The following is a 24604-nucleotide window of genomic DNA, read 5'->3' as shown; positions in this document are numbered from 1 at the left end:
TGCTTTTTTATTTCTTTTATAACTGATTTATCATAAAATAGAAATATAAAGAATTCGCGCTGTCTCCTCATAAGGTTAAGATGTGGACGGAATGGGTAAAGTGTAGTAAAGTACTATTCATCGGGAGCTTAGATGTCCCTTCAACATCTTATAAAGAAGGGAAGGTTGGCAAATGGAAATAGAAAGAATTAACGAGCATACTGTAAAATTTTATATGTCATATGGTGATATTGAAGATCGCGGTTTTGACAGAGAAGAAATCTGGTACAATCGCGAACGCAGTGAAGAACTGTTCTGGGAAGTCATGGATGAAGTTCATGAGGAAGAGGAATTCGCTGTCGAGGGTCCTCTTTGGATTCAGGTTCAGGCATTGGACAAAGGACTGGAAATTATCGTGACAAAAGCCCAGCTTTCCAAAGATGGACAAAAACTCGAACTGCCGATCCCTGAAGATAAAAAACAAGAGCCGGCAGATGAAAATCTCGACGCCTTACTTGATGATTTCCAAAAAGAAGAGCAGGCTGACAGCCAGGAAGACAAGGAGCAGAAGCTTCAGTTTACGTTGCGATTCGATGATTTTGAGGATATCATTTCGCTTTCTAAATTAAATCTTAACGGAATAAAAACGACACTTTACTCGTTTGAGAACCGATATTATTTATATGCAGACTTTTGTGAGCAAACTGATGAAGAGGTTGAAAATCAGCTAAGCATCCTGTTAGAGTACGCGCATGAATCATCAGTCAGCATTCACCGCCTTGAAGAATACGGCAAATTGGTGATACCTGAGCATGCGTTATATACAATAAAAAAACACTTTGCATCATAACAAACCGATTTCTCTCAGCAGAAATCGGTTTTTTTTGTGCAGAAAAGGGTTCAGAACGAACGAAAACGAAACAGCCGCCTTTTGCTGCAAACAGGATTATGCCTTCTTTTTGCTGAATAACAGAAAGACGCAGAAAGGAGACGATGGTAAATGTTCAGTGCCGTGACTGCCGAGGGACAGCTGGTTCAGCTGGCGGGCAGGTATTCAAATCAAAAAGCAGAGGAGTTAAGACAAAACCGCTGGTACTGCCCTGTTTGCGGGGGAGAGCTTGATGTGAAACTGGGACCGCAAAAACAGCCGCACTTTGCCCATAAAAAAAGCAGGCTGTGTCCGGGAGAACCGGAACCGGAAAGTGAATACCACCTGGAAGGAAAACGGCAGCTTTTTCTCTGGCTGAAAGCACAACGCCTTACAGCCAATTTGGAGCCGTATGTCAAATCAGCGGGACAGCGGCCGGATCTTACCGCGATAAACGGAGAAGAAAGCCTGGCATTTGAATTTCAATGTGCAAATCTCTCTGCGGAATCTTTGTACAGCCGCACAGAAGGCTTGAAAAAAGCCGGGCTCAGGCCGTTTTGGATCATCGGTGCAAAACGTTTAAAACGGCTGTCCGCGCATTTTTTTCAGCTCTCCGCTTTTCATTGGCAGTTTTTCGAAGTCAATTCGTTTTCCTCTATTTTATTTTACTGCCCCGAGGCCCGCTCTTTTTATAAGCTGCATGGAATCATCCCATTTTACACCGGCTATTCATATGCCGAAATGAAAATCATTCCTCTCCATAAAGCGACCCTGCCGGACATTTGTCTGCCGGAAGGCTCCCGAAATGTTACGCTTTCCACTTGGAAGCGGGCCGTTTCCGGCTTCCGCCGAAAAAACAGCAGGTTCTTATCAAAAGAAGCCCGTCTCATACAGCGCCTTTTTTATGAAAGGCATCAAATCGCATTTTCTTTATTGCCGTCTGAGGTGTTTGTTCCCGCTCCGGCCGGCTTTATGTTTTCAAGCCCTGTTTTTGTATGGCAGGGGCACCTGTATTTGCGGTTTATGGAGCTTTCGGAAAAAGGAGCGCCGATCCGCTTAGCGGACATGGTCCGGTTCTGCCGCCGGAAAATCTTTGATCGGGATATCCGGCTGCGGTTCGAATACAATGAAGAACACATCAGCCTGGCGATAAAACAATATGCCGATTTCTTATGTTTGCAGGATTTTTTAAGAGAAACTGAGAATGAAGTATATATGCTCACATCTCCTCAAAAAAAGCTCTTCCGAACGGCTGAGGGGCTGCTTCAGCGGGACCGGCTCTTTTTTGGGGAATGAGAATCCGGCATTTAGCTCACCCTAACGTCAAGGTGGTGGCTGAATGTGAAACGCATAAAAGCGTTTGGTTTTCGCTTTTTCACTGTATTTTTGGCATGCTCGGTCTTATGTGCCGCATATGATTTGACAAAAGGCAGTGAAAAACCGGAAGATAATCACAACACAAGTTTTTGGAGAAACAATCGTTTTTTCAATTGGCTTGAAGTAAAGAAAACGAGGGGGATCACCATGACTGAGGAAAAAAAAGCAAAACAGCTGCCTGACAGAAGCGAAGTAAAGGCAGAGGAAACATGGAGACTAGAGGATATTTTTCCTAGTGATGAGGCCTGGAATAAAGAATTTCAAGCGGTTAAAAAATTAATTCCGAATTTATCTTCCTTTAAAGGCACACTGGCTCATTCCGCCGATAATTTATATGCCGCCCTTACCGCTCAGGACGAAGTGATGAGCCGTTTGGGGAAACTGTATTCTTACGCGCATATGCGTTCAGACCAAGATACGGGAAATTCATTCTATCAAGGACTGAACGATAAAGCCGCTAGCCTGTATTCACAAGCTGCCAGCGCAACTGCATATATAGAACCGGAAATTCTCTCCATTCAGGAGGACAAACTGCAGCAGTTTATTTTAGAAAAAGAAGAGCTGAAGCTGTATTCTCATGCGATTGAAGAGATTACGAAACAGCGTCCGCACGTGTTAAGCGAAAAAGAAGAGGCGCTGCTTGCGGAAGCTTCAGAAGCGCTGTCGTCTCCATCCAATACGTTCAGTGTTTTAAATAATGCTGACATTACATTTCCATCTATTAAAGATGAAAACGGAAAGGAAACGCAAATCACGCACGGGAACTTTATTAATTTCTTGGAAAGCAGCAATCGAGAGGTTCGCAAAAACGCGTTTGAAGCCGTGTATAAGACATACGGCCAATTTAAAAACACGATGGCGACTACACTCAGCGGCACTGTCAAAAAAGACAACTTCTACGCGCGCGTGAAAAAGTATAAATCAGCCCGGGAAGCCGCTTTGTCTGCTAACAGCATCCCTGAGGAAGTATATGATAACCTGGTGAAAACCATCAATAAGCATCTGCCGCTTTTACATCGATATATTGACCTGAGAAAAAAGGTGCTTAAACTTGATGAAGTCCATATTTATGACTTGTACACACCGCTTGTAAAAGATTCCGGAATGAAAGTGACGTACGATGAAGCAAAAGAGTACATGCTGAAAGGTCTTGCCCCGTTAGGCGAAGAATACGCATCTATATTGAAAGAAGGCCTTGAAAATCGCTGGGTCGATGTGTACGAAAACAAAGGAAAACGAAGCGGTGCTTATTCGTCCGGTACATATGGCACGAATCCGTACATTTTGATGAACTGGCATGACAATGTCAATAACCTGTTTACGCTCGTTCACGAGTTCGGGCATTCGGTGCACAGCTACTATACGAGAAAGCATCAGCCATACCCGTACGGAAACTACAGCATCTTTGTCGCTGAGGTGGCTTCTACGACAAACGAAGCGCTTCTCGGAGAATATATGCTGAACAGCTTAAAGGATGAAAAACAGCGCCTGTACCTGCTCAACCACATGCTTGAAGGCTTCAGAGGCACGGTCTTCAGACAAACGATGTTTGCCGAATTTGAGCATCTGATTCATACGAAAGCGCAAGAAGGCGAGCCGTTAACGCCTGAATTATTAAACACGCTTTATTATGATCTGAACAAAAAATATTTCGGCGACAACATGGTAATTGATAAGGAAATCGGTTTGGAATGGTCCAGAATTCCGCATTTCTACTACAATTATTATGTGTATCAATATGCGACGGGCTACAGTGCAGCGCAAGCACTGAGCAGCCAGATTTTAAAAGAGGGCAAACCTGCGGTGGAGCGTTATACGGAATTCTTAAAAGCGGGAAGCTCAGAGTATCCGATTGATATTCTGAAAAAAGCAGGAGTTGATATGACATCTCCTGAGCCGATAGAGGCTGCTTGCAAAATGTTTGAAGAGAAATTGAATGAAATGGAAGAATTGCTTCTGAAAGTGAATCATTCCTGATTTAAAAAGCCTGTGCAAAAAAGTGCACAGGCTTTCTCAAAATCCTTTAAACGTTTTGCGGTGATTCAGCCGGTACAGGGCGAACAATATGGACAAAAACAGCAGGGGAGAGGTAATGTAAAGCGGCAGCATATGCATCATGGCCAATAAATTTAAAAAGAAGAAAAACACAATCATACCAATGGTTATTACGGTGCGGAGCATCCTTTTCCCTCCTCGTCCTTATTGATACATTCTATGAAAACAAGCGGTCAGTTATGTTTTGTGACAAAAATATGAACATTGATCGTATGGCTTGTCAAAACTCGACATGATTTGATATGATAAGGATGTGAAATTGATCACAAACAAACATTACCCCTTTGTTTGACCGTGAAAAATTTCTCCCATCCCCTTTGTTGTCGTTAAGACATATGAAACCGCGCTTATCCCGGCGCGGTTTCTTTATTTGCAAAAAAAAAAGCCGCTCCGTAAGGAATCAGCTTTATTGTCACTTATCACAGCAGGTAACATCTTCATGGGTGCCGGCTAATGACTTCCAAAACAGTCCGTGCTTTGCTTCAACTTTGGCGACCTTTTTGGCAAACGCTAGTTTTCTCATTTCTTTTTCAACCTCTTCAAGGCTTAAATCATAAACAAGTGCAATTTCCTTAGATGCGACAAACCTGAAATATTCAATGAAACATTCTAATGGAGGCGTTTCGGAAGGCTTCGGTTCATCGCCCAGCATTTCAAATAAAATCTCTTCGTATATTTCATATGAATAGTTGCCGGGCACCTTGAGCCCTTCATCATCATGCTGGGTATTAAAAAACGTCAAGGTCGGGTTGACGGTGACATCCATTTCCGCCGCGATTTTCATATCACATTGAAGCGCTTTTACCGCGCTTTGCGAATGGAGGTCCCGTTTGAACTCTTCTAAATCCAATTTCGTTTTTTTAGCTATATCCAAAAGCACATGTTCATCGGTAATGTTTTGTTTAGATACAAACAGGCTTTCCTGCATATTTCGAAGAAACAGGATTCCCGCCTTTCTTCCCTGCAGCTCGGCCGCTTTTAAAGCGAGTGCGGCAAGGTATGGCGATGAAAGGGGCTGATCCTGCTCAAGCCAAAGGCTTCCGTCACAGGACATTCCCGACCGGTTCGCAATTTTTTCCCATGCTTCGGCGAGAAGGTGTTTTTTCCGCTTTTGTTTATTCAGGGATGTAATGCTGGCGGAGACAATGATCCGCAGCGTGAAAAAACGTCCGTATCTGATTTTTAATTTTTTTATGGCGGGCTCCAGCGACCAGCATTCAGGACATAAAGGGTCGACAAACATGTAAATTTCCAAAGGTTTTTTTGGATGTCCGTGGCAATGGGCGAAGTATTGCTCATGTTGATAGTTTGTCAATATGATCGATCCTCCGCTTCTGCCTGATTTACCATATGTCTGGCCGTTAATTCCAGACGCCCGAACAGAAATTCACGAATGTCGCCCTCAAGCCCGACATGATCCATCGCGCCACTCATACAGCTGAGCCACGCATCAGCCCTCTCGTTTGTGATCGGAAAGGGGAGATGCCTTGCTCTGAGCATCGGGTGGCCGTGCTCTTCAGTATAAAGGGGAGGTCCGCCCAAATACTGGGTTAAGAATTGCTTTTGTTTTCTGGCCGTTTCTGTCAAATCGCTTGGGAATATTGGCTTCAGCAAGGGATGAGACGAGACACGCTCATAAAAAGTATCAACAAGTTGCGATAGAAGTTCCTCTCCAATCGCTTCATATGGTGCGTTAAACGATTGTCCCATGTTGACTACTCCTTTAATATGGCTAATAGGAATCATAATTCCCATTGCAAAATTATATTTCAGTTTTACTATCTTCATTTACTGTATATTTTAGCAATAACATTTTATTTCTACAAACAAAGTGCCTTTCTGGCAGGCCGTTTGTATTTCATATCATATCACATAGCATTCATTCATGTGTAAGATTTCACTCCGCAAAAAAACCAGAGGGCACTCAGCCTCTCTGGTTTACGCGTAGTACTGTTCGGTTATGTTCTTGACATATTGCTGTGTTTCCTTAAATGGCGGAACGCCCCCGTATTGGTCGACGTTGCCGGGACCGGCGTTGTAGGCGGCCAAAGCCAAGGAAACATTTCCGTCATACTTTGTGAGCATCTGTTTTAAGTATTTTGTGCCGCCGTCTGCATTTTGAACGGGATCAAGCGGGTTTGACACGCCGAGTGATTCCGCGGTGGACGGCATAAGCTGCATCAGCCCCATTGCTCCGGCGCCGCTGACCGCTTTCGGATTAAACCCTGATTCCTGTTTGATGACGGCACGGATCAGCTTTTCGTCCACCCCGTATTTTTCTGCCGCTTTTTTAATGGCGCTGTCCACTGAAAAGCTTCCGGTGCTGCTGTCTGATGTCTGTGCGGCCTTTATGCCGTCAGCAGCTTTCTGACTGCTCTGGACGGGGCTGCCTGCTGAGAATTCAGAGACCCTCGGTGAATAAGCTGTGCCCGCTCCCCGGACGCCGTTTAAAAGCGCGGAGGGGGGCTGCTGTCCGCTGACTGTGTTTGTATACTGGCTGAGCAGGGAGCCGAAGCTTGAAAGCGGGCTTTCTGACGATTGTCCGCCTGCTGTGCCGCTTGTATTTGAGATTGATTGCAGCGCCATCGACTGAAGCTGGAGGAGGGCCGCCCAATTCGTTATATTCACTGTGTCATTCCACCTTCTGTTTGTTTCTGTTCATAAAAACGCATAATCTTATTTTTAGTGATTCGCTGAGGAATGCCGAATTGCTGAAGCAATTGTTCAAAAGCCTGTTTTCCTTCATCCCAGTCAGCCGCCTCAAATTCCAATTCAAAGTCTTCTTTATTTAAATATCGGCTGTGATCCAAAACTATTAAGCCTTTTTCTGTTTCTTTTTCTGCGCGTTTGGTCGTTAAAGTTCCGAAATAACAAATGAGGTCCGGATTGATGCCGAGGCCGGTGAGCTGCTCTTTTACAGGGCCCTCGGGAATGGTGAACCCGTCAAGGACGGGTTTCACAAGCTCTTGATGTGTTTCCAAAAGTCCGACTGCCGCAGGCTCTTTTAACGTCAGGACGTAAGCGCCGTTTTTTTCGCGGATGCGGAGCGCCGATTTTTTTTGTTTCAGGGAAAAATCTTTTGTATCGAAATAATGATTCACCTGGTGCGTAAAATCGTTTTCCTTCATGTTAAATGCGTCAGTCAGCGTAAGAAATTCTGATTTTGTCAGGAGATTTTTGAATTCAATTTCTATTTCTTGGGTCATGTTTGTCTTCCTTTCAGACAGAAAAATTGTATGATTCCCATTATCTCTTTAGAGGTTACGTTTATCAATATCGACCTTGATATGATAAAATAAATCCTGTACTTTGTTAAAAAAGGAGAACATTATGCAAAAGAGAATTGAAATCCAAAACGCATCATTATCAGAAGACGGGCTCCGCCTCGAGTGCGGGGAAGACGTAAGCGGAGCAGGACGAAAAGCCTCAGGTCAAATGCTTGTTGATTCCGACCACTTTGCTTTTGTATACATACTTGAATCAGCGGACTCTTTTGAATATGTCATTATAAAAGAAAATGTATGGCCTGCCCTGAAAGAGGCACTTGATCAAAGAAAGCCTGCAATACTTGAGGCGGGAGATGAAACGGTAGAACTTTCAGGCCTGCATGAAGAGCTCGACTATCTTCTCGAAAATATTAAAGATAATGCAAACTACGGAGAAATGGAAGAGAAAGTAAAACGCGTATTTCTTTAGAAACAGGTTCGAATTGGGGGATGTACGATGGATGACAAACAATGGGAGCAATTTTTAGCGCCATACCGCCAGGCTGTCGATGAATTAAAAGTGAAGCTGAAAGGCGTCAGAACCCTTTATGAGTATGAAGATGACCATTCGCCGATTGAGTTTGTGACAGGCCGTGTAAAGCCGGTGGCAAGCATACTTGAAAAGGCGAGACGGAAAAGCATACCGCTGCATCAGATTGAAACGATGCAGGATATCGCGGGGCTCCGCATTATGTGCCAATTTGTCGATGATATCCAAATCGTTAAAGATATGCTGTTTGCCAGAAAAGATTTTACGGTCGTCGACCAGCGCGATTACATCGCTGAGCATAAAGAAAGCGGATACCGGTCTTATCACCTTGTCGTTTTATATCCTTTACAAACGACGTCCGGAGAAAAGCACGTTCTGGTGGAAATACAGGTCCGGACGCTTGCCATGAACTTTTGGGCGACCATAGAACATTCACTGAATTACAAGTACAGCGGAAACATTCCTGAAAAAGTAAAGCTTAGGCTGCAGCGTGCATCAGAAGCTGCATCCCGCCTGGATGAAGAAATGTCAGAGATACGCGGCGAAATTCAGGAAGCCCAAGCCGTGTTTTCACGTAAGAAAAAAGCGGGCGGCCATCAATAGGAAAGGAGGAGAATGGCATGAAATTTGCCGTATCTTCAAAAGGAGACGAGGTTTCAGATACACTGAAAAGCAAGATACAGACGTATTTACTCGATTTTGACATGACATTGGATGAAAAAGAGCCGGAAATCGTCATTTCTGTCGGCGGTGACGGAACGCTCCTTTACGCATTTCACAGATACAGCGACCGTTTGGACAAAACGGCCTTTGTCGGGGTTCACACAGGTCATTTAGGCTTCTATGCAGATTGGGTCCCCCAAGAAATTGAAAAGCTTGTGCTGGCCATTGCCAAAACCCCGTATCATACTGTGGAATATCCGCTCCTAGAGGTGATCGTTACCTATCATGAGAACGAGCGTGAAGAAAGATACTTGGCATTAAATGAATGCACGATCAAAAGTATAGAAGGCAGTCTTGTCGCTGACGTTGAAATTAAGGGGCAGCTGTTTGAAACATTCAGGGGTGACGGTTTATGCCTGTCTACGCCGTCCGGAAGCACGGCCTACAACAAAGCATTAGGCGGTGCGATCATTCATCCTTCAATCAGAGCGATTCAGCTTGCGGAAATGGCTTCAATTAATAACCGCGTCTTTCGGACCGTCGGCTCGCCGCTGCTTCTTCCCGATCACCATAACTGTGTCATCAAACCGAGAAACGATGTCGATTTTCAAGTAACGATAGACCATTTAACCTTGCTGCATAAGGACGTCAAGTCGATTCTATGCCGAGTGGCTGAAGAAAAAGTCAGATTTGCAAGATTCCGGCCTTTTCCGTTTTGGAAAAGAGTGCAGGATTCCTTTATCGGAAAAGGTGAATAGAAAGAGGAAACGGATTGGAAAACTTTTTTATCCAAAAGAACATTACACCCTCGGAAGCCGGCATGACGGTAAAAGAATATACAGCGCAGCTCGGCATTTCAAAGCGGCTTCTGGCGGAAATTAAATTCGGCGGCGGAGATCTTCTGATTAACGGTGAACATGTGACCGTCCGCTCAGTTTTAGCTGACGGAGATGTGTTAAAGGTGGAGTTTCCAAAAGAGCAAGTGAGTGAAACTCTGCTGCCTGAGCCCGTTCCGCTTGATATTCTTTATGAAGATGAACATGTGCTCGTTGTCAATAAACAGCCATATGTTTCCTCCATTCCTTCAAGGGAGCACCCGTCAGCAAGCATTGCTAACGGAATCATTCACCATTACCGGCAAAACGGCGTACAGTCAACGGTCCACCTTGTCACCCGTCTTGACCGGGATACGTCTGGCGCCATGCTGATCGCGAAGCACCGTCTCGCTCACTCCCTTTTGTCGGCCGCACAGAAAAAAGGCAGCGTAAAAAGGCGATATCTCGCTGTTGTGCACGGCAGAATGAGTCAGAAAGAAGGAACGGTTGACGCTCCCATCGGCAGAAAGCCGGACAGCATTATTGAACGGATGGTCACCCCGCAGGGCCAAGCAGCGGTTACCCATTTTTGCACGGAAAAAGCGGGAGACACATGCACCCTGGCAGCTTTGCAGCTGGAAACAGGGAGAACGCATCAAATTCGGGTGCATATGAGCTATCTCGGCCATCCGTTAGTCGGCGATACGCTGTACGGGGGAAAAACCGAGGGGATGACGCGGCAGGCGCTTCACAGTGAGCGGCTTTCATTTTTACATCCAATGACCGGTGAACCGCTCGTTTTCCATGCCCCGATTCCGGATGACATGACATCCTTGATCGAACAGATATAAAGCCCGAAACCTTCGCTGGTTCGGGCTTTTTGGTGTGCTACTGGCCGGCGTCTTCACGAAATCGTGTAGCGTCAAACGGTATCCAGCTTTTCACGGAAACGGTTTCATGTTCGGGAAAACGAAAGCCTGTCAGCTCATTTCCGAAGACGCAGCCTGTATCAATATTAATGGTGCGATTGACGATCCGCGGTCTTTTTACAGGAGTATGGCCGTATACAACCCATGCCTTGCCGTGATAATCGGCTGCCCAGTCTCTTCTGACGGGCCGGCCGTCGGTATGCGTTTCTCCCGTTACGTCGCCGTAGAGGACAAACTCCTTTACCCTCCGTGAGTGTTTGCCGATATCGTCAGCCTTTATGCCGGCATGGGCGACAACCAGATCGCCGTTATGTAAAATATCGTAAAGCGGCGCTTTTTCGTATAACCGGATAAATTGCCTGGAGACTTCCATTCTTTCAGCCGGCGAAAGCTCTTTCAGTTCTGCAGCAGTCGTTTCCAGTCCGTGCATGACTTTTACGGGGTTCCCCTTTAAATAACGATACAGCTTATTGCAATGATTTCCCGGGACATAACGGACGGCTCCTTTTTCATATGCTTCTGCCACAAAACGCATCACCTCAACGGATTTTGGGCCTCTGTCTGTTAAATCCCCTGCAAATACAAGCGTTCTGCCTTCAGAATGGACGGGCGTTCCGTCTTTCACCTCATACCCGAGCTTTTGAATTAAAGCGATCATCTCATCAAAACATCCGTGTATATCGCTGATGACATCATAAGCCATGCGCAGCACCTCCCTTTTTATCTGATTTATTTATTATGGGGCAAATTCCTGTGCCTAATCATGCTGTTTTAGAGCAAATTAAAAAAGAATTGAACAATTAAAGCCTTATTACTTTTTTTCACGTTCAGCCTTGTTAAAATCGCGTTATGTTTTTTTAAAAAAGAAGGTTTTGTCCGTTTATACGGGCTTTAATAACCCTTGTTCTAAGGAGGTACTTACAATGGAACACACATCAGTCGCATCTTTAGTCGTTGTCCTGATCGTCGCATTTTTGACGCCGCTCCTTTTACATCGGTTTAAGCTCAGCATTCCGGTCGTGGTCGCGGAAATCATCATGGGGCTTATCATCGGAAAAAGCGGCTTTAATCTTGTCGTTCAGGGGGATACGTGGCTGGAGACGCTGTCTGTTCTCGGCTTTATCTTTTTAATGTTTTTAAGCGGTTTGGAAATAGATTTTTCTTCGTTTGAAAAGGGGAAGAAAAAACAATTTCTCCAAAACGGCAAAGAAGCTCCCAACACGTTTGCCGCAGCACTGATGATATTTATCGGCATTTTTATCTTATCATTACTGCTGTCGTACGGCTTTGTCTTAGCCGGTTTTATCAAAAATGCCTTTTTAATGACGCTTATCATTTCGACGATATCGCTCGGAGTGGTGGTGCCGACTTTAAAGGAAGAGCGGATTATGAACTCAAATATCGGCCAGATCATCCTGCTTGTCGCCGTCATTGCCGATTTGGCGACGATGATTCTTCTCGCCGTTTTTGCTTCTGTTTACGGAGAGGACAGCGGCAATATGTGGCTTCTCATGATTTTGTTTGCCGCAGGGGTCGTCCTGTACTTTTTCGGCCGGATCTTTAAACACCGCTCGTTCGTTCAATCGATGTCAAAAGGAACAGTGCAGATTGGCACGAGAGCCATTTTCACGCTGATTATCGTACTTGTCGCCCTGTCAGAGTCACTCGGGGCAGAAAATATTCTCGGCGCGTTTTTAGCCGGCGTGCTTGTGTCGCTGCTGTCGCCGAATAAAGAAATGGTTGAACAGCTTGATTCATTCGGTTACGGGTTTTTAATCCCGATCTTTTTTGTCATGGTCGGTGTGAAATTGGACATTTGGACGCTGTTCCAAGATCCGAAAACATTGATTATGATTCCGCTGCTTTTGATTGCGCTGTTTATCAGCAAGATCATTCCGGTGCTTTATTTGAAAAGGTGGTATGACAAGAGAACCGTGTTTGCCTCGGGGTTTCTGCTGACATCCACTCTGTCGCTTGTCATTGCGGCGGCTACGATCGGGCAGAGGCTGCATATCATCAGCGCCAATATGTCAGGCGCACTGACCCTGGTGGCCGTCATTGCCAGTATTATAACGCCGATCGGGTTTAAAAAATTATACAAACGGCAAGATACGCCGAAGGAAAAAAAGCGCATTACATTTATCGGCGCCAACCAAATGACGCTTCCGGTCACACTGGAACTGCCCGATGAGGAATATGAAGTCCGAATCGTCCATGTGTATCAGGAAAATGCCGAGGAAAAGCATTCAGAATCCGTCTTTACGGTGGAAACGATCGCTGATTACGAGCACAGCACGCTGGAGTCGCACGGCATCTTTAAAACCGATATTCTCGTGGTGGCGACGGGCAATGAAGATCTCAATGCGGAAATCGCATTATTTGCGAAAGAAAAAGGGACTGAACGGGTCATCGCAAGCGTAGGTTCCGTTGAGCATGAAGCGAAGCTGAAGGAAGAGGGCATCAGCATCTTTTCGATCCTTCTGTCTACAAAAACGCTTTTGCGCGCATTAATTGAAGCTCCTGGCGTGATGAACCTGCTGACGAACCAAGAGTCTTCGCTTTATCAGGTCAATATGGAAAATACCGCGTATGACGGCGTTATTCTGCGTGAATTTCCGCTGATGGGCGATGTCATTTTCGTACGGATTTTCAGAGGAGTGGACAGCATCGTTCCGCACGGAGACACGCGGCTGAAAACAGGGGACCGCCTCATTGTCACAGGTTCGCGCAACTATGTGTCGGAGCTGAAAAAAACGCTTGAAGCTTGACCAAAATTTGATTCATGTTAAGATAGAAGGGCAGAACAAGTAAATAAACAATCGTAAGACCACTAGGGGTGTCCTTCATAAGGGCTGAGATAAAAGTGAGACTTTTAGACCCTCATAACTTGAACAGGTTCAGACCTGCGTAGGGAAGTGGAGCGGTATTTTTTTGGGTTCCTTTTATCCATGTAAATTCCAAACCACTTTTCCAATGCGGGAAAGTGGTTTTTTTATTTCTATCGAGGGGGAAAACATGATGAAATTTTCAGAGGAATGCAAACGGGCCGCTGCCGAATGGTGGGACGGAAGCTTTGTTCATCCTTTTATAAAGGGAATCGGTGACGGAAGCCTGCCGATAGACCGCTTTACATATTACGTGCTGCAAGATTCCTATTATTTGACGCATTTTGCCAAGGTTCAGGCTTTCGGAGCAGCTTATGCCGAGGACTTGTTTACGACGGGCAGAATGGCAGGTCATGCGCAAGGCACATATGAAGCGGAAATGGCGCTGCACCGGGAATTCACGGAACTTTTAGGAATTACAGAAAAAGAGCGTGCGGCATTTAAACCGTCACCGACTGCGTATTCTTATACGTCCCATATGTACAGATCAGTGATAAGCGGTAATTTTGCGGAAATATTAGCAGCGCTTTTGCCTTGCTATTGGCTTTATTATGAAGTCGGCGAACACCTGAAGGAATGTGAACCGGGCCATCCGATTTATGAGAAATGGATCGGCACATACGGCGGCGACTGGTTTAGACAGCAGGTCGAAGAACAGGTCAGCCGTTTTGACGAGCTTGCTGAAAAAAGTACAGAGGACATCCGCGCCAAAATGAAAGAGAATTTCGTCATTTCAAGCTATTATGAATATCAATTTTGGGGGATGGCCTATCAAAAAGAAAGCTGGTCCAAAAAGGCTCAGGAAGAGGTGGAACCCTTTGGAGCTGCACGCGGTAACTGATAACCGAAAGCCCGTTGCACGGCTGGCGCAAGACATTATCTCGATGCATCATCATGTGAGCTTTATTCATATCAGAGAACGGAACAAAACAGCCGGGGATATCATGCATCTGCTGTCGCTTTTGCAAAAAGGCGGTGTGGATAAAGAAAAACTGATCATCAATGACCGTGCGGATATAGCGCTTTTTGCCAATGTCCACCGGGTTCAGCTTCCGGCGCACAGCTTTTCCGTAAAGCAGGTAAGAGCAAGATTTCCGCATCTTCATATCGGCTGTTCCGTTCACTCGCTGAAAGAAGCTGTCCAGGCTGAAAAAGAAGGCGCCGATTATGTGTTATTCGGCCATGTGTTTGAAACCGATTGTAAAAAAGGACTTGAAGCAAGAGGCATGAACCTGCTTTCTGACATTAAACGAAAGCTGTCCATTCCAGTGATTGCCATTGGCGGTATGACACTTGAGACTATCTGTCAGGCAAAACAGGCGGGGCCGGACGGAATTGCCGTCATGTCGGGAATTTTTTCAGCAGAGAACCCTGCGGAAGCGGCAAAACGTTATTCTCGCGAGGTAAGGGAGGCCGGTTATGAAGAAGCACTATGATACAGCGGTTATCGGCGGGGGAATCATCGGGTGCGCCATTGCTTATGAGCTGGCGAAGAATAAACAAAAAACGGCCTTGTTTGAAAGCGGGGCAATCGGCAAAAGGACGACAAGCGCAGCCGCGGGAATGCTCGGCGCCCATGCTGAATGCGAAAGTCGTGACGCGTTTTTTGATTTTGCCATGCACGGCCAGCGCCTATATGAAACGGCCGGAAAAGAGCTGCAAGAAGCAGCGGACATTGACATCAGGCGCCATAACGGCGGGATGCTGAAGCTGGCGTATTCAAAAGACGATATTACCCGTTTGCGGGAGATGGATGATTTGCCTTCCGTCACATGGCTTTCTGCAGAAGAAGCGCTTGAAAGAGAGCCGTTTGCGTCAAAAGACATTCTCGGCGCAAGCTTGATAAAAGACGACGTCCATGTCGAACCGTATTATGTCTGTAAAGCGTATGCAAAAGGGGCGAGGCGCTATGGAGCAGAATGTTATGAACATACACACGTTATTGAAATCAAACGGGATATAGAAGCGTTTTGCATAAAAACATCGGCCGGAGACGTATACGCCGATCAAGTTGCAGTGGCCAGCGGTGTATGGAGCGGCCAGTTTTTTGCCCAGTTTGGCTTAGGCCAGCCCTTTTTCCCTGTAAAAGGAGAATGCCTCTCAGTTTGGAACGACGAGATCCCGCTGACAAGAACGCTGTACCATGACCACTGTTATGTCGTTCCGAGAAAAAGCGGCCGTCTCGTGATCGGAGCAACCATGAAACCGGGCGACTGGTGTGATAAACCTGACATCGGCGGGCTTGAAGCAGTCATCAAAAAAGCAAAATCAATGCTGCCTGCAATTGAACATATGAAGATAGATCAGTTTTGGGCAGGGCTCCGGCCGGGAACAAAAGACGGAAAGCCGTTTATCGGGCGGCATCCGGAGGACAGCGGCTTAATATTTGCTGCCGGCCATTTTCGAAACGGCATTCTGTTAGCGCCGGCAACGGCTGAAATGGTTCGGAATCTGGTCTTGAATCAAGAGGTCAAAACAGAGTGGAAAGAGGCGTTTCGAATTGATCGCAAGGAGGCGGTTCAGGTATGATCCTTCAGCTGAACGGAAAACAAATTGAATGGGCTAAGGAAAAAGGCACGATTCAGGATTTGCTCGAATTCTATCATCTTGATCAAAAAATCGTAGTTGTGGAGAGAAATAAAGAAATCATCGAAAAAAAGAATTATCGGAATACAGGCTTGTGTGACCGTGATGTCATAGAGATTGTCCATTTTGTAGGAGGCGGATGAGGAATGTTAACAATAGGCGGAAAACAATTTCATTCAAGACTTTTGTTAGGAACGGGAAAATATCCGAGTTTCGACATCCAGAAAGAAGCGGTCTCCGTTTCTGAATCGGAAATTTTAACATTTGCGGTGAGGCGGATGAACATATTTGAACCGTCTCAGCCGAATTTTCTCGAACAGCTTGATTTATCCAAGTACACGCTTCTTCCGAATACAGCCGGAGCCGCGACGGCCGAAGAAGCCGTCAGAATCGCAAGGCTTGCCAAAGCATCCGGGCTTTGCGACATGATTAAAGTAGAGGTGATCGGCTGCAGCCGCTCTCTTTTGCCTGATCCGGTCGAAACGTTAAAAGCCTCTGAACAGCTGCTTGAAGAGGGATTTATCGTTCTTCCGTATACGTCTGATGATGTCGTGCTCGCAAGACGCCTTGAAGAGCTTGGCGTTCATGCCATTATGCCGGGCGCTTCGCCGATCGGCTCGGGTCAAGGCATTCTGAATCCTCTGAATCTGTCATTTATTATTGAGCAGGCGAAGGTGCCTGTTATTGTGGATGCCGGCGTCGGATCTTCGAAAGATGCAGCCTATGCGATGGAGCTAGGGGCTGACGGCGTTTTATTAAACACTGCTGTGTCAGGCGCGGATGATCCGGTAAAAATGGCGCGGGCGATGAAGCTTGCCGTAGAAGCGGGGCGCCTTTCCTATGAGGCGGGCAGAATTCCGGTGAAAGATTACGGCACGGCGAGCAGCCCGCGAGACGGTCTTCCTGTATGACGGACAGATATTCCAGACAGGAGCTGTTTCAGCCGATCGGTCCCGGCGGACAGCAGAAGCTGAAGGCGTCTCATGCCGTCATTATCGGCGCCGGCGCGCTCGGGACGGCCGGTGCGGAGATGCTTGTCAGAGCAGGCGTGGGGAAAGTAACGATAGCCGACAGAGATTATGTTGAATGGAGCAATCTTCAGCGCCAGCAGCTATATACGGAAGACGACGTCAGACAGGAAATGCCGAAGGCCGCAGCGGCTGAAAAACGGCTTCGTTCCATTAACAGCGATGTTGATGTGAAAGGGTTTGTCATGGATGTCACAGCAGAAAATGTGTCCGGACTGATCAGTGATGCTTCAATCATTGTCGACGCCACGGACAACTTTGAAACAAGGCTTATCGTAAACGACGCGGCGGTGCAAAAGGGAATCCCCTTTTTGTACGGCGCCTGTGTCGGCAGCTACGGCCTTTCCTTTACCGTTATTCCTGACGTCACCCCGTGCCTTCACTGCCTGCTTGAGACGCTGCCTTTAGGCGGTTTGACCTGTGATACGGCGGGAATCATCAGCCCTGCGGTATTACAGGTTGCCGTTTATCAGGCTGCCGATGCGCTGAAGCTTTTGACAGGCGAACCTATTGAGCATGTGCTCCGTTCCTTTGATTTGTGGAAAAATGAACGGTCTGAAGTGAATATCGCTAAGCTTAAATCAGCCGAATGCCCAAGCTGCGGCACGAACGAATTTCCGTTTTTATCTTTTGAAAACCAAACAAAAGCCGCTGTACTGTGCGGCCGAAACACCGTACAGATCAGAACGGAGATGGCAGAACAGATTGAACTTAAAACGCTTGCCGGACGGCTCAGACAGGCGGGGCTTGACGTATCGGCGAATCCGTATTTAATTTCCTGCCGTTCGGACAGTTTAAAGATGGTTTTGTTTCGTGACGGCAGGGCGTTAATTCACGGCACAAGCGACATCAGCAGGGCGAAATCCTTTTATCATAAATGGATCGGATGACGCGAAAGGAGAGAAAACAGCATGAGCATTTGTAAAGCATTAACGATTGCCGGTTCTGATTCAGGCGGGGGCGCCGGTATTCAGGCGGATCTCAAAACCTTTCAAGAACTCGGTGTCTTTGGAATGACAGCCATTACAGCGGTAACGGCACAAAATACATTGGGCGTCCATGGTATCTACCCGCTTACAGCAGAAGCTCTCGGCAGCCAGATTGACGCGGTTGCGGAAGATTTGCGGCCGGACGCGGTGAAGACGGGGATGCTGTGGAGTGCCGAGATGATGACCAAGATTGCGGAAAAAATAGACCAATATCAGCTTGACCATGTGATCACAGACCCCGTCATGATTGCAAAAGGCGGCGCTTCCTTGCTGCGTGAAGAATCACAGGCGGCTTTAAAAGAGCTGTTAATTCCGCGCAGCTATGCGATTACGCCGAATGTTCCTGAAGCCGAGGTGTTGACGGGGATGGAAATTCGTACGTTTGCGGATCGAAAAAAAGCGGCGGAACATCTTTGTAAGCTTGGAGCGAAAAATGTCATTATAAAAGGCGGGCACCAGCCTGAACAGGGTAAAATCGTTGATTTATTATTTGACGGTTCGTCTTTTACCCAAATCAGCCACTCTCATATTGACACAAAACATACCCACGGTACAGGCTGCACGTTTGCAGCAGCGCTGACAGCGGAAACGGCAAAAGGAGAAGAAATTCAAACGGCATTTGAAATTGCCGCCAATTTTGTCCGGGAAGCGGTGGAAAACACGCTCGGCATCGGTGCGGGACACGGACCGACCAATCATTTTGCCTTTAAAAGAAACAGTTTGCAGACGAGATAAAAAAGGGACCGCTCATGGCTGCGGTCCCTTTCCTGTGCTTTTATTCTGGACAAGGTTATGATATGATTAAAATTAAGATCAGGTACTAACACTATGTCTTTAGACTATTACAGGAGGCTTTATACATATGAATTTTTCTCTTAAAGGCCGCAACATCGTTGTGATGGGAGTTGCCAATAAACGCAGTATCGCTTGGGGAATCGCACGTTCGCTGCACGAAGCAGGGGCACGCCTCATTTTCACTTATGCCGGAGAGCGCTTGGAAAAATCAGTCCATGAGCTTGCAGCTACTTTAGAAAGAAATGATTCTGTCATCCTTCCGTGTGATGTGACAAATGATGCTGAGATTGAGACTTGCTTTGCAAGCATTAAAGAACAAGTCGGCGTCATCCACGGCATTGCGCATTGTATCGCGTTTGCAAACAAAGAAGAGCTTGTCGGCGAATACTTAAATACGAACCGTGAAGGTTTCTTGCTGGCGCATAACATCAGCTCTTATTCTCTGACAGCCGTCGCAAAAGCGGCGCGTCCGATGATGACTGAAGGCGGAAGCATCGTAACATTGACATACCTCGGCGGAGAGCGCGTTGTTTCAAACTATAACGTAATGGGCGTTGCGAAAGCGTCTCTTGATGCGAGCGTAAAATATTTAGCTGCTGACTTAGGAAAAGAAAATATCCGCGTAAACAGCATTTCTGCCGGCCCGATCCGCACGCTGTCTGCAAAAGGCATCAGTGACTTTAACTCGATCCTGAAAGACATCGAGGAGCGCGCGCCGCTGCGCCGTACGACAACGCCTGAGGAAGTAGGCGATACGGCCGCTTTCTTGTTCAGTGATTTATCGAGAGGCATCACGGGCGAAAACCTTCACGTTGATTCAGGTTTCCATATTACCGCACGTTAATTGACGAGCAGTCCCGCACAGGGATTGCTTTTTTATTTCTTCTGATTTTTATCATTCTGTCATATAGATAAAACATGACAGAATCGGAGGGATGAAGATGTTAAATAAAAACAGAAACGCGGATAAAAAACCGCTCATGTATATTGTTCAGCCGGATTATGCGGAAACGCAGTCTTCCATGCAGGACATATTAATCAAAAAAAGGAAAACACCTGAGCCGCCGCCAGAAAAGCCGGAACCTCTTGAGCACGCGGAAGAACAGGCGGATCAGCCCGCCGCCGCCAAGCCGGCCGAAAAAGAGGAGCATGCCAAACAGTTGCCGCCGCAATCTCAGTCAGAGGACGCAGCCCGCCAGGAAGAACAGCACAGGATGCAGGACGTTTCTGAACCTGCGGAGACTGAAAAGGAACCGGAAGCGGTTCACAATGCCGAACCGGAAGAGAAAGTGCCGCCGAAACGTGTGAAAAAGCCGATGAGCAGAATGTCCATTATTGAAAAAATCGATTTCTTAACGAAGCTTCCGCACAATATGCCGAGAGCGCTCTGTCTGATCGAAGCAAATGGGAAAACCTACAGAGGCGTGATCGTCGGAAGAAAAAATGATGCGATCTTCCTGCGGACGACAAGCAACGGAGCGCCGGCAGCACTCGCGATAGACGAGATCACCTCGCTGCATCCGCTCGGATTTTAAGCATAAACAAAAAGCTGCCTGAAAACATCATTCGGCAGCTTATTTTTATGCTGTTTTTTCGCTTAGTAGTGTGTGCGGTTTAACAGTCTCGGATTCAAACAATTGATAGCGCAGAAGCAATGAAGATCAACCTCCACACAATAGTGCGTTTTTTCTAAACGAAACACATCGCAGACAGAATCCTTATCTGTAAAATCAAGAATGTGTTTATGCTCATCAAATGCAATGAGCAGGCTTAACGTGGCACAGCCGTCACAGACTTTTTCAACTCTGAAGAAAACGGTATTGAAGCAAGGGCCGTTATCCAGCTCGCCGATATTTCCGTACGCGGTGAACGGTTTTGATTTTGAAGTGAATAGCACAAACGGCACTGTATTGCCTAATGTATAAGCCGGAGATAAAAGATTAGAATAGCAGCCTGCCGGGCAATTTTCCTCAACCGCATCTTGAAGGTCTTCAATGTTTTCAACTGCTTCACGCACACAGTTTGTTGTTTTCTGGCTCATAATATCCCTCCTGCCTTAACGTTTTAAATGAAACCGGCAACGAAATTGGAGAGTCAGCCGCCCGAAATCGGGCGGGCTGAATGATTGCATCTGTAATATAAGGTTGGAAGGGGATTCTCCTTAGAAAAGATGCGAATCAATGACTATCCGTGATGCTTTTTCTCTTTGTGCGGCGCAGTCCGATTAACAAGCTCCGGTGAAAGGCATTGAATAGCGCAATAGCAGCTTAAATCAACTTCAATGCAAAAATCTGTTTTTTCTAATCCGAAGAAATCCGGATCGCAAGGATGGCAGACGCTGAGGGTGTCGCCATGCACATCTACAGGACGCAATATAGACAGTGTCGCGCAGCAATCGCACAGTCTTTCTACACGGAAGAAAATGGACTCAAAGCATTGGCTATCATCCGCAAATCCTCCCACGTTCCCGAATGTGGAGAACAATCCGCCTTTTTTATCAAACAAGAGAAACGGAATGGTGTCTTTACCTGCAATCGTCGGGCTCAAAAGATTCGTATAGCAGCCGGTCGGGCACTGTTCTTCAACGGCCTCCTGCTCTGCTAAAATCTTCTCGACTGCATCGCATACACAGTTTTCATCTCGGCTATGGTGTTTTCCGCAGCTCATGGATTTCAGCTCCTTCTTTTAGGGTATTTGACTTTAGTCTTTAACAACATATGTACGCGAGCCCCACTTGGTGTGGGTGAACGTCTATATATTCATCATATGCGGGGAAAATAAGAAAAAGCAGAGCGTTTTTTAGCTCTGCTTTAAAGTTTAGGTAAGCAATGAATAACTAATGGTTGCCCAGAGCATGTTGGTGGCGTACGTTGATAATGTTGCTGCATCAGCATCTTCTGTTTTGACATTTACATTGCGCGAGTTCTCGATGAGTATTTTTTGACGGTTAGATTGTTTGCTAGCGTTCAGTTGTAATAGGTCTTTGGCAACTAGTTCAGCAACGACCTCATCATCAATTAATGAGTACAAAATCTTAATATATGCTGTATTAACAGACTGTAAATATGAATTTAATGATTGGGTGTCTGTTGATGAAATAATGATGTCACAGGAATCTCTGATGATAATTATTTCATCGGAAGTCTGTTTTTTAATATTTGCAGCAGCTAGATCTTGATCGAAAAAGGCATCGTCTGCAAATTCGCCCTCATTATCATTACAGCAAACATCGCATCTTCTTTCCTCTTTTTCTTCTCGCGGGTGGTCGCATTCAGGATCAAGTGCAACCCAAGAATAAGGTCTGCTTTCCATATCTATTCCTCCTTTTCTTTTACTATTATTAAATGAGCGGGTCCCTTACTTTGACTCAGGCATATATCCTGATAAAAATCACTATTTTTAGTTATTGACCAGGATTTTGGCGTCTTTGCCGGAGCTGTTCGATTAATTGTTCTCTGCGGGTTTTCGGATTTTGCTGTTGTTCTTGCGCTTTTTCCTGCTCTTTTTTCTGTTTCTGGCTTTCAAGGAAAGCTTCAGATTTCGCCTGCAAGTCTTTGACTAATGCGATCAGCATTTCTTTTTCTTCATCAGGTATTTCCCGTAAATTATCCTTTGTCACGCCGTGTTTTTTGAAGACATTGCTGACAAGCACTTTTAAAAGCGGATCCACTTCAGGAAGCTTTGCGAGCTCTTCTTTGTATTTTTCGTTATCTGACATTTGTTCTCACCTCAATTTTAAAGTTTGTGAAAAGAAAGGGTTAAAGGATGCCTAGTTCGGTGAAAAGTACATTTAATAATTGAAGTAAAATGTGTACAAAGGCCATGATATCGTCTGCTGTCAGTGTGATTTTGACATTGCGGCTGTTAATGACTTGAATGATTGTTCTTTTTTTAATCTGGCAATCATCCAGGATCAGCAGTTCGGTTACCATTTGATCGGCTGTGTCTTGATCTGCGACCATGAGCTGTGTCGCGAGGATAATCGCCGTAGTAACTGAGGCTTGTATAGAAAGAGCGGCCGTTATATGTGTTGTATCCACTGTGATATTTTCACAATCAATCACTTCGATTTGCTGTTCGAATTCGCTGGATAATTGTTCGAATATTTGCGGCTGCAGTGTTTCAACTTTTTCTTCAAACGACATAATCTTCACTCCTTTCTAATCCATACTTTATATAATGCAAATGAAACGCCGAGCGGAATAAGAAAAACAACTAAACCACACCCATTTTTTTACCGGACAAGATGCGATTCATGAGGATCAGGGTTTTCGCATATATGTAAAAGAGGTCATGTTTTAAAAAGGAGTGAATCAGTGGTTATCAATTGGCTTTCATTTTTTCTGCTTTCGTTTGCTGTTTTTCGGTTGGCCAGGCTTTTTGTTTTTGACACCATTATGGCGCCGCTCAGGAGCCTTTTTCACGAAGAAAAAACGGAGACCGGTCCTGACGGCTCAACAGAAACCTATATCGTCATAAAAGGAAAGGGTCTCAGGGCATTTATCGGTGAACTGCTCAGCTGTTACTGGTGTACGGGCGTATGGTGCGCCGCCTTTTTGATTGCCGCGCAAATCGTTGTTCCGCAAGCAGCGCAATGGCTGATTTTACTTTTGGCAATCGCCGGCGCAGCGGGAATTATTGAAGCAGCGGTTTCCCGACTGCTTCCGGAATAAGGCAGTTCCGCCAGTCAACTTATCGTCACTTTCGGCATAAACTAGCATATATGACATAAGGAAAGGAAGGATCACCATGAGCCAATCAAAAAAACCTTCCCAAAATTCTTCATACAAACCTTCTGAGCCGCAGCCTTACGGAAAAAAAATTAAAAAGAAAGGCTGCGGGTGCGGCCAAAAGAAAAAACCGAGATAGTTTTTAAAAGAAACCGGAGATTCCGGTTTTTTTGTTTTTTCAGAACCCCTATATTTTTTCCGCATAGACAATAGGAGGGGGGATCATATGAACATCATTGAGTTGTTTATAAACAAAAAATATCAGACGCATAATCAAAAACAAAGAGTGCATGACAGTAATACCCTTTCTATTGAAAAGCAGCTGTCCGAATTTGATGAGGCAGGTTTGCGCTTTGAAGAATGGATAGATGCATTTGCCGCTGAAACGGAATCAAAGCTGAAGAAAAATAAGCATCTCCAATAAAAATCGCAGGAAATCCGCAATGGCCCTATGCATTTATCCAAGCCAAACGATTTCACCGACATAGAGTATAGAGAGAAAAGGAGGTGCTTATATATGGGATTCGGTTATGGCGGATTCGGCGGCTACGGCGGCTACGGCGGCTACGGCGGCTGTGGCGGCTATGGCGGCGGCTATTCAGGAGGCGGATGCGGATGTTTTGTTCTTGTTGTCGTATTGTTCATCCTTCTGATCATTGTCGGTGCGTCCTTCTTTGGTTAATCGTTAAGCAAGACGCAGTCAGGAAAAGCGCGGGGCTTCAAGCCCTGTGCTTGCCTGATGCTAACGGAGTATAAAGCGGGAGATCGGAATTTTTTTTGTGTCCTCTGAGCACATGATCCGGCCTGTGTTCATACAATATCGTATTACTCCACAAAAGGAGGAAAAACATGGATAATCAATTTTTCAAAAATATTGAGAAGAAAACAGGCGTCAATATGAAGGATGTCATGAATCTCGCTGGAAGCTTGCAAAATGCCAATTTCAAAGATGAAAATACGGTGAGAGGCGTCATTCAGAAGGTGTCGGAGCTGGCAAACAAACGTGTTCCGAAAGAATTAGAAGACAAAATCGTTCAATCTATTACAAGCGGAAAAGAGAAGCTCGATTTTGGCACCATTTCTAAAATGATGAACAATAAATAGGTGTCAGCCGGCCTTGCTGTTTTTGCTGCGGTAGGCCTTTTTATT

General features: G+C 45.8%; 33 protein-coding genes and 1 riboswitch. Of the genes, 22 read left to right on the top strand and 11 right to left on the bottom strand.

Going from position 1 to position 24604, the window contains the following annotated elements:
* Nucleotides 1-80: 80 nt before the first annotated feature.
* From AXI59_RS19885 to pepF, 4 genes are all read left to right on the top strand, one after another.
* Nucleotides 81-182 (top strand): hypothetical protein, encoded by a 102-nt coding sequence (locus AXI59_RS19885; protein WP_156476323.1) that lies wholly within the window; start codon nt 81-83, stop codon nt 180-182.
* Nucleotides 173-829, top strand: coding sequence for an adaptor protein MecA (gene mecA, locus AXI59_RS17840; RefSeq protein ID WP_061521824.1), 657 nt, complete (start codon nt 173-175; stop codon nt 827-829). Before AXI59_RS19885 ends, mecA begins: the two co-directional genes overlap by 10 nt.
* A 150-nt stretch (nt 830-979) precedes the next feature.
* Nucleotides 980-2143: a competence protein CoiA family protein gene (locus tag AXI59_RS17835; protein ID WP_061528900.1), complete on the top strand. Its 1164-nt coding sequence runs from the start codon at nt 980-982 to the stop codon at nt 2141-2143.
* A 228-nt stretch (nt 2144-2371) separates the two neighbouring features.
* The gene (gene pepF / locus AXI59_RS17830) at nt 2372-4201 is read left to right on the top strand and encodes an oligoendopeptidase F (RefSeq protein ID WP_167348393.1); all 1830 of its coding nucleotides are present in this window, start codon (nt 2372-2374) and stop codon (nt 4199-4201) included.
* A gap of 36 nt (nt 4202-4237) precedes the next feature.
* Here the strand turns inward: pepF and AXI59_RS19880 are convergent, their stop codons facing one another.
* From AXI59_RS19880 to AXI59_RS17810, 5 genes are all read right to left on the bottom strand, one after another.
* Complete coding sequence (locus AXI59_RS19880) at nt 4238-4405, bottom strand: hypothetical protein (RefSeq protein ID WP_156476322.1); 168 nt, start codon at nt 4403-4405, stop codon at nt 4238-4240.
* Nucleotides 4406-4691: 286 nt separating this feature from the next.
* A complete protein-coding gene (gene spxH, locus AXI59_RS17825) occupies nt 4692-5594 on the bottom strand; it encodes a protease adaptor protein SpxH (RefSeq protein ID WP_061528899.1) in 903 nt (300 codons plus the stop codon).
* Nucleotides 5591-5989, bottom strand: a complete 399-nt coding sequence (locus tag AXI59_RS17820) for a globin domain-containing protein (RefSeq protein ID WP_061521828.1) — start codon at nt 5987-5989, stop codon at nt 5591-5593. The genes spxH and AXI59_RS17820 overlap by 4 nt, the downstream gene beginning before the upstream one ends.
* Before the next feature lie 228 nt (nt 5990-6217).
* Nucleotides 6218-6907: a lytic transglycosylase domain-containing protein gene (locus AXI59_RS20580; protein ID WP_061528898.1), complete on the bottom strand. Its 690-nt coding sequence runs from the start codon at nt 6905-6907 to the stop codon at nt 6218-6220.
* On the bottom strand, nt 6904-7485 hold the full coding sequence (locus tag AXI59_RS17810; protein ID WP_061528897.1) for a CYTH domain-containing protein: 582 nt from the start codon (nt 7483-7485) through the stop codon (nt 6904-6906). The genes AXI59_RS20580 and AXI59_RS17810 overlap by 4 nt, the downstream gene beginning before the upstream one ends.
* Before the next feature lie 124 nt (nt 7486-7609).
* Between AXI59_RS17810 and AXI59_RS17805 the strand changes: the two genes are divergently transcribed.
* The 4 genes from AXI59_RS17805 to AXI59_RS17790 are packed head-to-tail and all read left to right on the top strand — an operon-like array spanning nt 7610 to nt 10364.
* Nucleotides 7610-7975, top strand: coding sequence for a UPF0738 family protein (locus AXI59_RS17805; protein ID WP_061521831.1), 366 nt, complete (start codon nt 7610-7612; stop codon nt 7973-7975).
* Between the two features lie 27 nt (nt 7976-8002).
* Complete coding sequence (gene yjbM, locus AXI59_RS17800; protein ID WP_061521832.1) at nt 8003-8638, top strand: GTP diphosphokinase; 636 nt, start codon at nt 8003-8005, stop codon at nt 8636-8638.
* A gap of 17 nt (nt 8639-8655) precedes the next feature.
* Nucleotides 8656-9456 carry an NAD kinase gene (locus AXI59_RS17795; RefSeq protein ID WP_061521833.1) on the top strand — a complete coding sequence of 267 codons (801 nt, stop codon included), beginning with the start codon at nt 8656-8658 and terminating at the stop codon, nt 9454-9456.
* Nucleotides 9457-9470: 14 nt separating this feature from the next.
* Complete coding sequence (locus AXI59_RS17790; protein WP_061528896.1) at nt 9471-10364, top strand: RluA family pseudouridine synthase; 894 nt, start codon at nt 9471-9473, stop codon at nt 10362-10364.
* Nucleotides 10365-10401: 37 nt separating this feature from the next.
* Here AXI59_RS17790 and prpE read toward each other — a convergent pair whose 3' ends face one another.
* A complete protein-coding gene (gene prpE, locus AXI59_RS17785; RefSeq protein WP_061521835.1) occupies nt 10402-11145 on the bottom strand; it encodes a bis(5'-nucleosyl)-tetraphosphatase PrpE in 744 nt (247 codons plus the stop codon).
* Between the two features lie 220 nt (nt 11146-11365).
* Between prpE and AXI59_RS17780 the strand changes: the two genes are divergently transcribed.
* The 10 genes from AXI59_RS17780 (at nt 11366) to AXI59_RS17735 (ending at nt 20260) form a co-directional block, all read left to right on the top strand.
* Nucleotides 11366-13210 (top strand): monovalent cation:proton antiporter family protein, encoded by a 1845-nt coding sequence (locus AXI59_RS17780; RefSeq protein WP_061528895.1) that lies wholly within the window; start codon nt 11366-11368, stop codon nt 13208-13210.
* 54 nt (nt 13211-13264) lie between these two features.
* Nucleotides 13265-13373, top strand: a riboswitch (TPP riboswitch).
* Between the two features lie 87 nt (nt 13374-13460).
* Nucleotides 13461-14168: a thiaminase II gene (gene tenA / locus AXI59_RS17775; protein WP_061528894.1), complete on the top strand. Its 708-nt coding sequence runs from the start codon at nt 13461-13463 to the stop codon at nt 14166-14168.
* Entirely contained in the window at nt 14146-14763 is a 618-nt protein-coding gene (gene tenI, locus AXI59_RS17770) for a thiazole tautomerase TenI (protein ID WP_061528893.1), read from the top strand. Before tenA ends, tenI begins: the two co-directional genes overlap by 23 nt.
* On the top strand, nt 14747-15856 hold the full coding sequence (thiO, locus tag AXI59_RS17765) for a glycine oxidase ThiO (RefSeq protein WP_061528892.1): 1110 nt from the start codon (nt 14747-14749) through the stop codon (nt 15854-15856). Before tenI ends, thiO begins: the two co-directional genes overlap by 17 nt.
* A complete protein-coding gene (thiS, locus tag AXI59_RS17760; protein WP_061528891.1) occupies nt 15853-16056 on the top strand; it encodes a sulfur carrier protein ThiS in 204 nt (67 codons plus the stop codon). Before thiO ends, thiS begins: the two co-directional genes overlap by 4 nt.
* Before the next feature lie 3 nt (nt 16057-16059).
* The gene (thiG, locus tag AXI59_RS17755; protein ID WP_061528890.1) at nt 16060-16824 is read left to right on the top strand and encodes a thiazole synthase; all 765 of its coding nucleotides are present in this window, start codon (nt 16060-16062) and stop codon (nt 16822-16824) included.
* Nucleotides 16821-17831, top strand: a complete 1011-nt coding sequence (thiF, locus tag AXI59_RS17750; RefSeq protein WP_061521841.1) for a thiazole biosynthesis adenylyltransferase ThiF — start codon at nt 16821-16823, stop codon at nt 17829-17831. The genes thiG and thiF overlap by 4 nt, the downstream gene beginning before the upstream one ends.
* Before the next feature lie 21 nt (nt 17832-17852).
* Entirely contained in the window at nt 17853-18665 is an 813-nt protein-coding gene (gene thiD, locus AXI59_RS17745) for a bifunctional hydroxymethylpyrimidine kinase/phosphomethylpyrimidine kinase (RefSeq protein ID WP_061521842.1), read from the top strand.
* Between the two features lie 127 nt (nt 18666-18792).
* A complete protein-coding gene (gene fabI, locus AXI59_RS17740) occupies nt 18793-19569 on the top strand; it encodes an enoyl-ACP reductase FabI (protein ID WP_061521843.1) in 777 nt (258 codons plus the stop codon).
* A 97-nt stretch (nt 19570-19666) separates the two neighbouring features.
* Entirely contained in the window at nt 19667-20260 is a 594-nt protein-coding gene (locus AXI59_RS17735; RefSeq protein ID WP_061528889.1) for a CotO family spore coat protein, read from the top strand.
* Between the two features lie 62 nt (nt 20261-20322).
* On the opposite strand, the gene AXI59_RS17730 is transcribed toward AXI59_RS17735, so the two are convergent.
* From AXI59_RS17730 to AXI59_RS17710, 5 genes are all read right to left on the bottom strand, one after another.
* On the bottom strand, nt 20323-20766 hold the full coding sequence (locus tag AXI59_RS17730; RefSeq protein WP_061528888.1) for a CotY/CotZ family spore coat protein: 444 nt from the start codon (nt 20764-20766) through the stop codon (nt 20323-20325).
* 143 nt (nt 20767-20909) lie between these two features.
* Nucleotides 20910-21392, bottom strand: coding sequence for a spore coat protein CotY (gene cotY / locus AXI59_RS17725; protein WP_061528887.1), 483 nt, complete (start codon nt 21390-21392; stop codon nt 20910-20912).
* Between the two features lie 150 nt (nt 21393-21542).
* The gene (locus tag AXI59_RS17720; protein ID WP_061521847.1) at nt 21543-22037 is read right to left on the bottom strand and encodes a spore coat protein; all 495 of its coding nucleotides are present in this window, start codon (nt 22035-22037) and stop codon (nt 21543-21545) included.
* A 91-nt stretch (nt 22038-22128) separates the two neighbouring features.
* A complete protein-coding gene (locus tag AXI59_RS17715) occupies nt 22129-22443 on the bottom strand; it encodes a hypothetical protein (protein ID WP_061528886.1) in 315 nt (104 codons plus the stop codon).
* 40 nt (nt 22444-22483) lie between these two features.
* Entirely contained in the window at nt 22484-22870 is a 387-nt protein-coding gene (locus AXI59_RS17710; RefSeq protein WP_061521849.1) for a spore coat protein, read from the bottom strand.
* Nucleotides 22871-23041: 171 nt separating this feature from the next.
* Between AXI59_RS17710 and AXI59_RS17705 the strand changes: the two genes are divergently transcribed.
* The 4 genes from AXI59_RS17705 to spoVIF all read left to right on the top strand — a co-directional run bounded on the left by AXI59_RS17705 (nt 23042) and on the right by spoVIF (nt 24559).
* On the top strand, nt 23042-23398 hold the full coding sequence (locus AXI59_RS17705) for a DUF1360 domain-containing protein (protein WP_061528885.1): 357 nt from the start codon (nt 23042-23044) through the stop codon (nt 23396-23398).
* 283 nt (nt 23399-23681) lie between these two features.
* Nucleotides 23682-23879, top strand: coding sequence for a hypothetical protein (locus AXI59_RS17700; protein ID WP_061521851.1), 198 nt, complete (start codon nt 23682-23684; stop codon nt 23877-23879).
* 93 nt (nt 23880-23972) lie between these two features.
* Complete coding sequence (locus AXI59_RS20680) at nt 23973-24137, top strand: YjcZ family sporulation protein (RefSeq protein ID WP_061528884.1); 165 nt, start codon at nt 23973-23975, stop codon at nt 24135-24137.
* 167 nt (nt 24138-24304) lie between these two features.
* Nucleotides 24305-24559, top strand: a complete 255-nt coding sequence (gene spoVIF / locus AXI59_RS17690; protein WP_061521853.1) for a sporulation-specific transcription regulator SpoVIF — start codon at nt 24305-24307, stop codon at nt 24557-24559.
* Nucleotides 24560-24604 lie beyond the last annotated feature (45 nt).

The sequence above is a fragment of the Bacillus nakamurai genome, assembly GCF_001584325.1.
In the GTDB taxonomy this organism is placed as follows: domain Bacteria; phylum Bacillota; class Bacilli; order Bacillales; family Bacillaceae; genus Bacillus; species Bacillus nakamurai.
The sequence above is the reverse complement of the archived record's forward strand: the minus strand, read 5'-3'. Positions and strand labels throughout refer to the sequence as shown.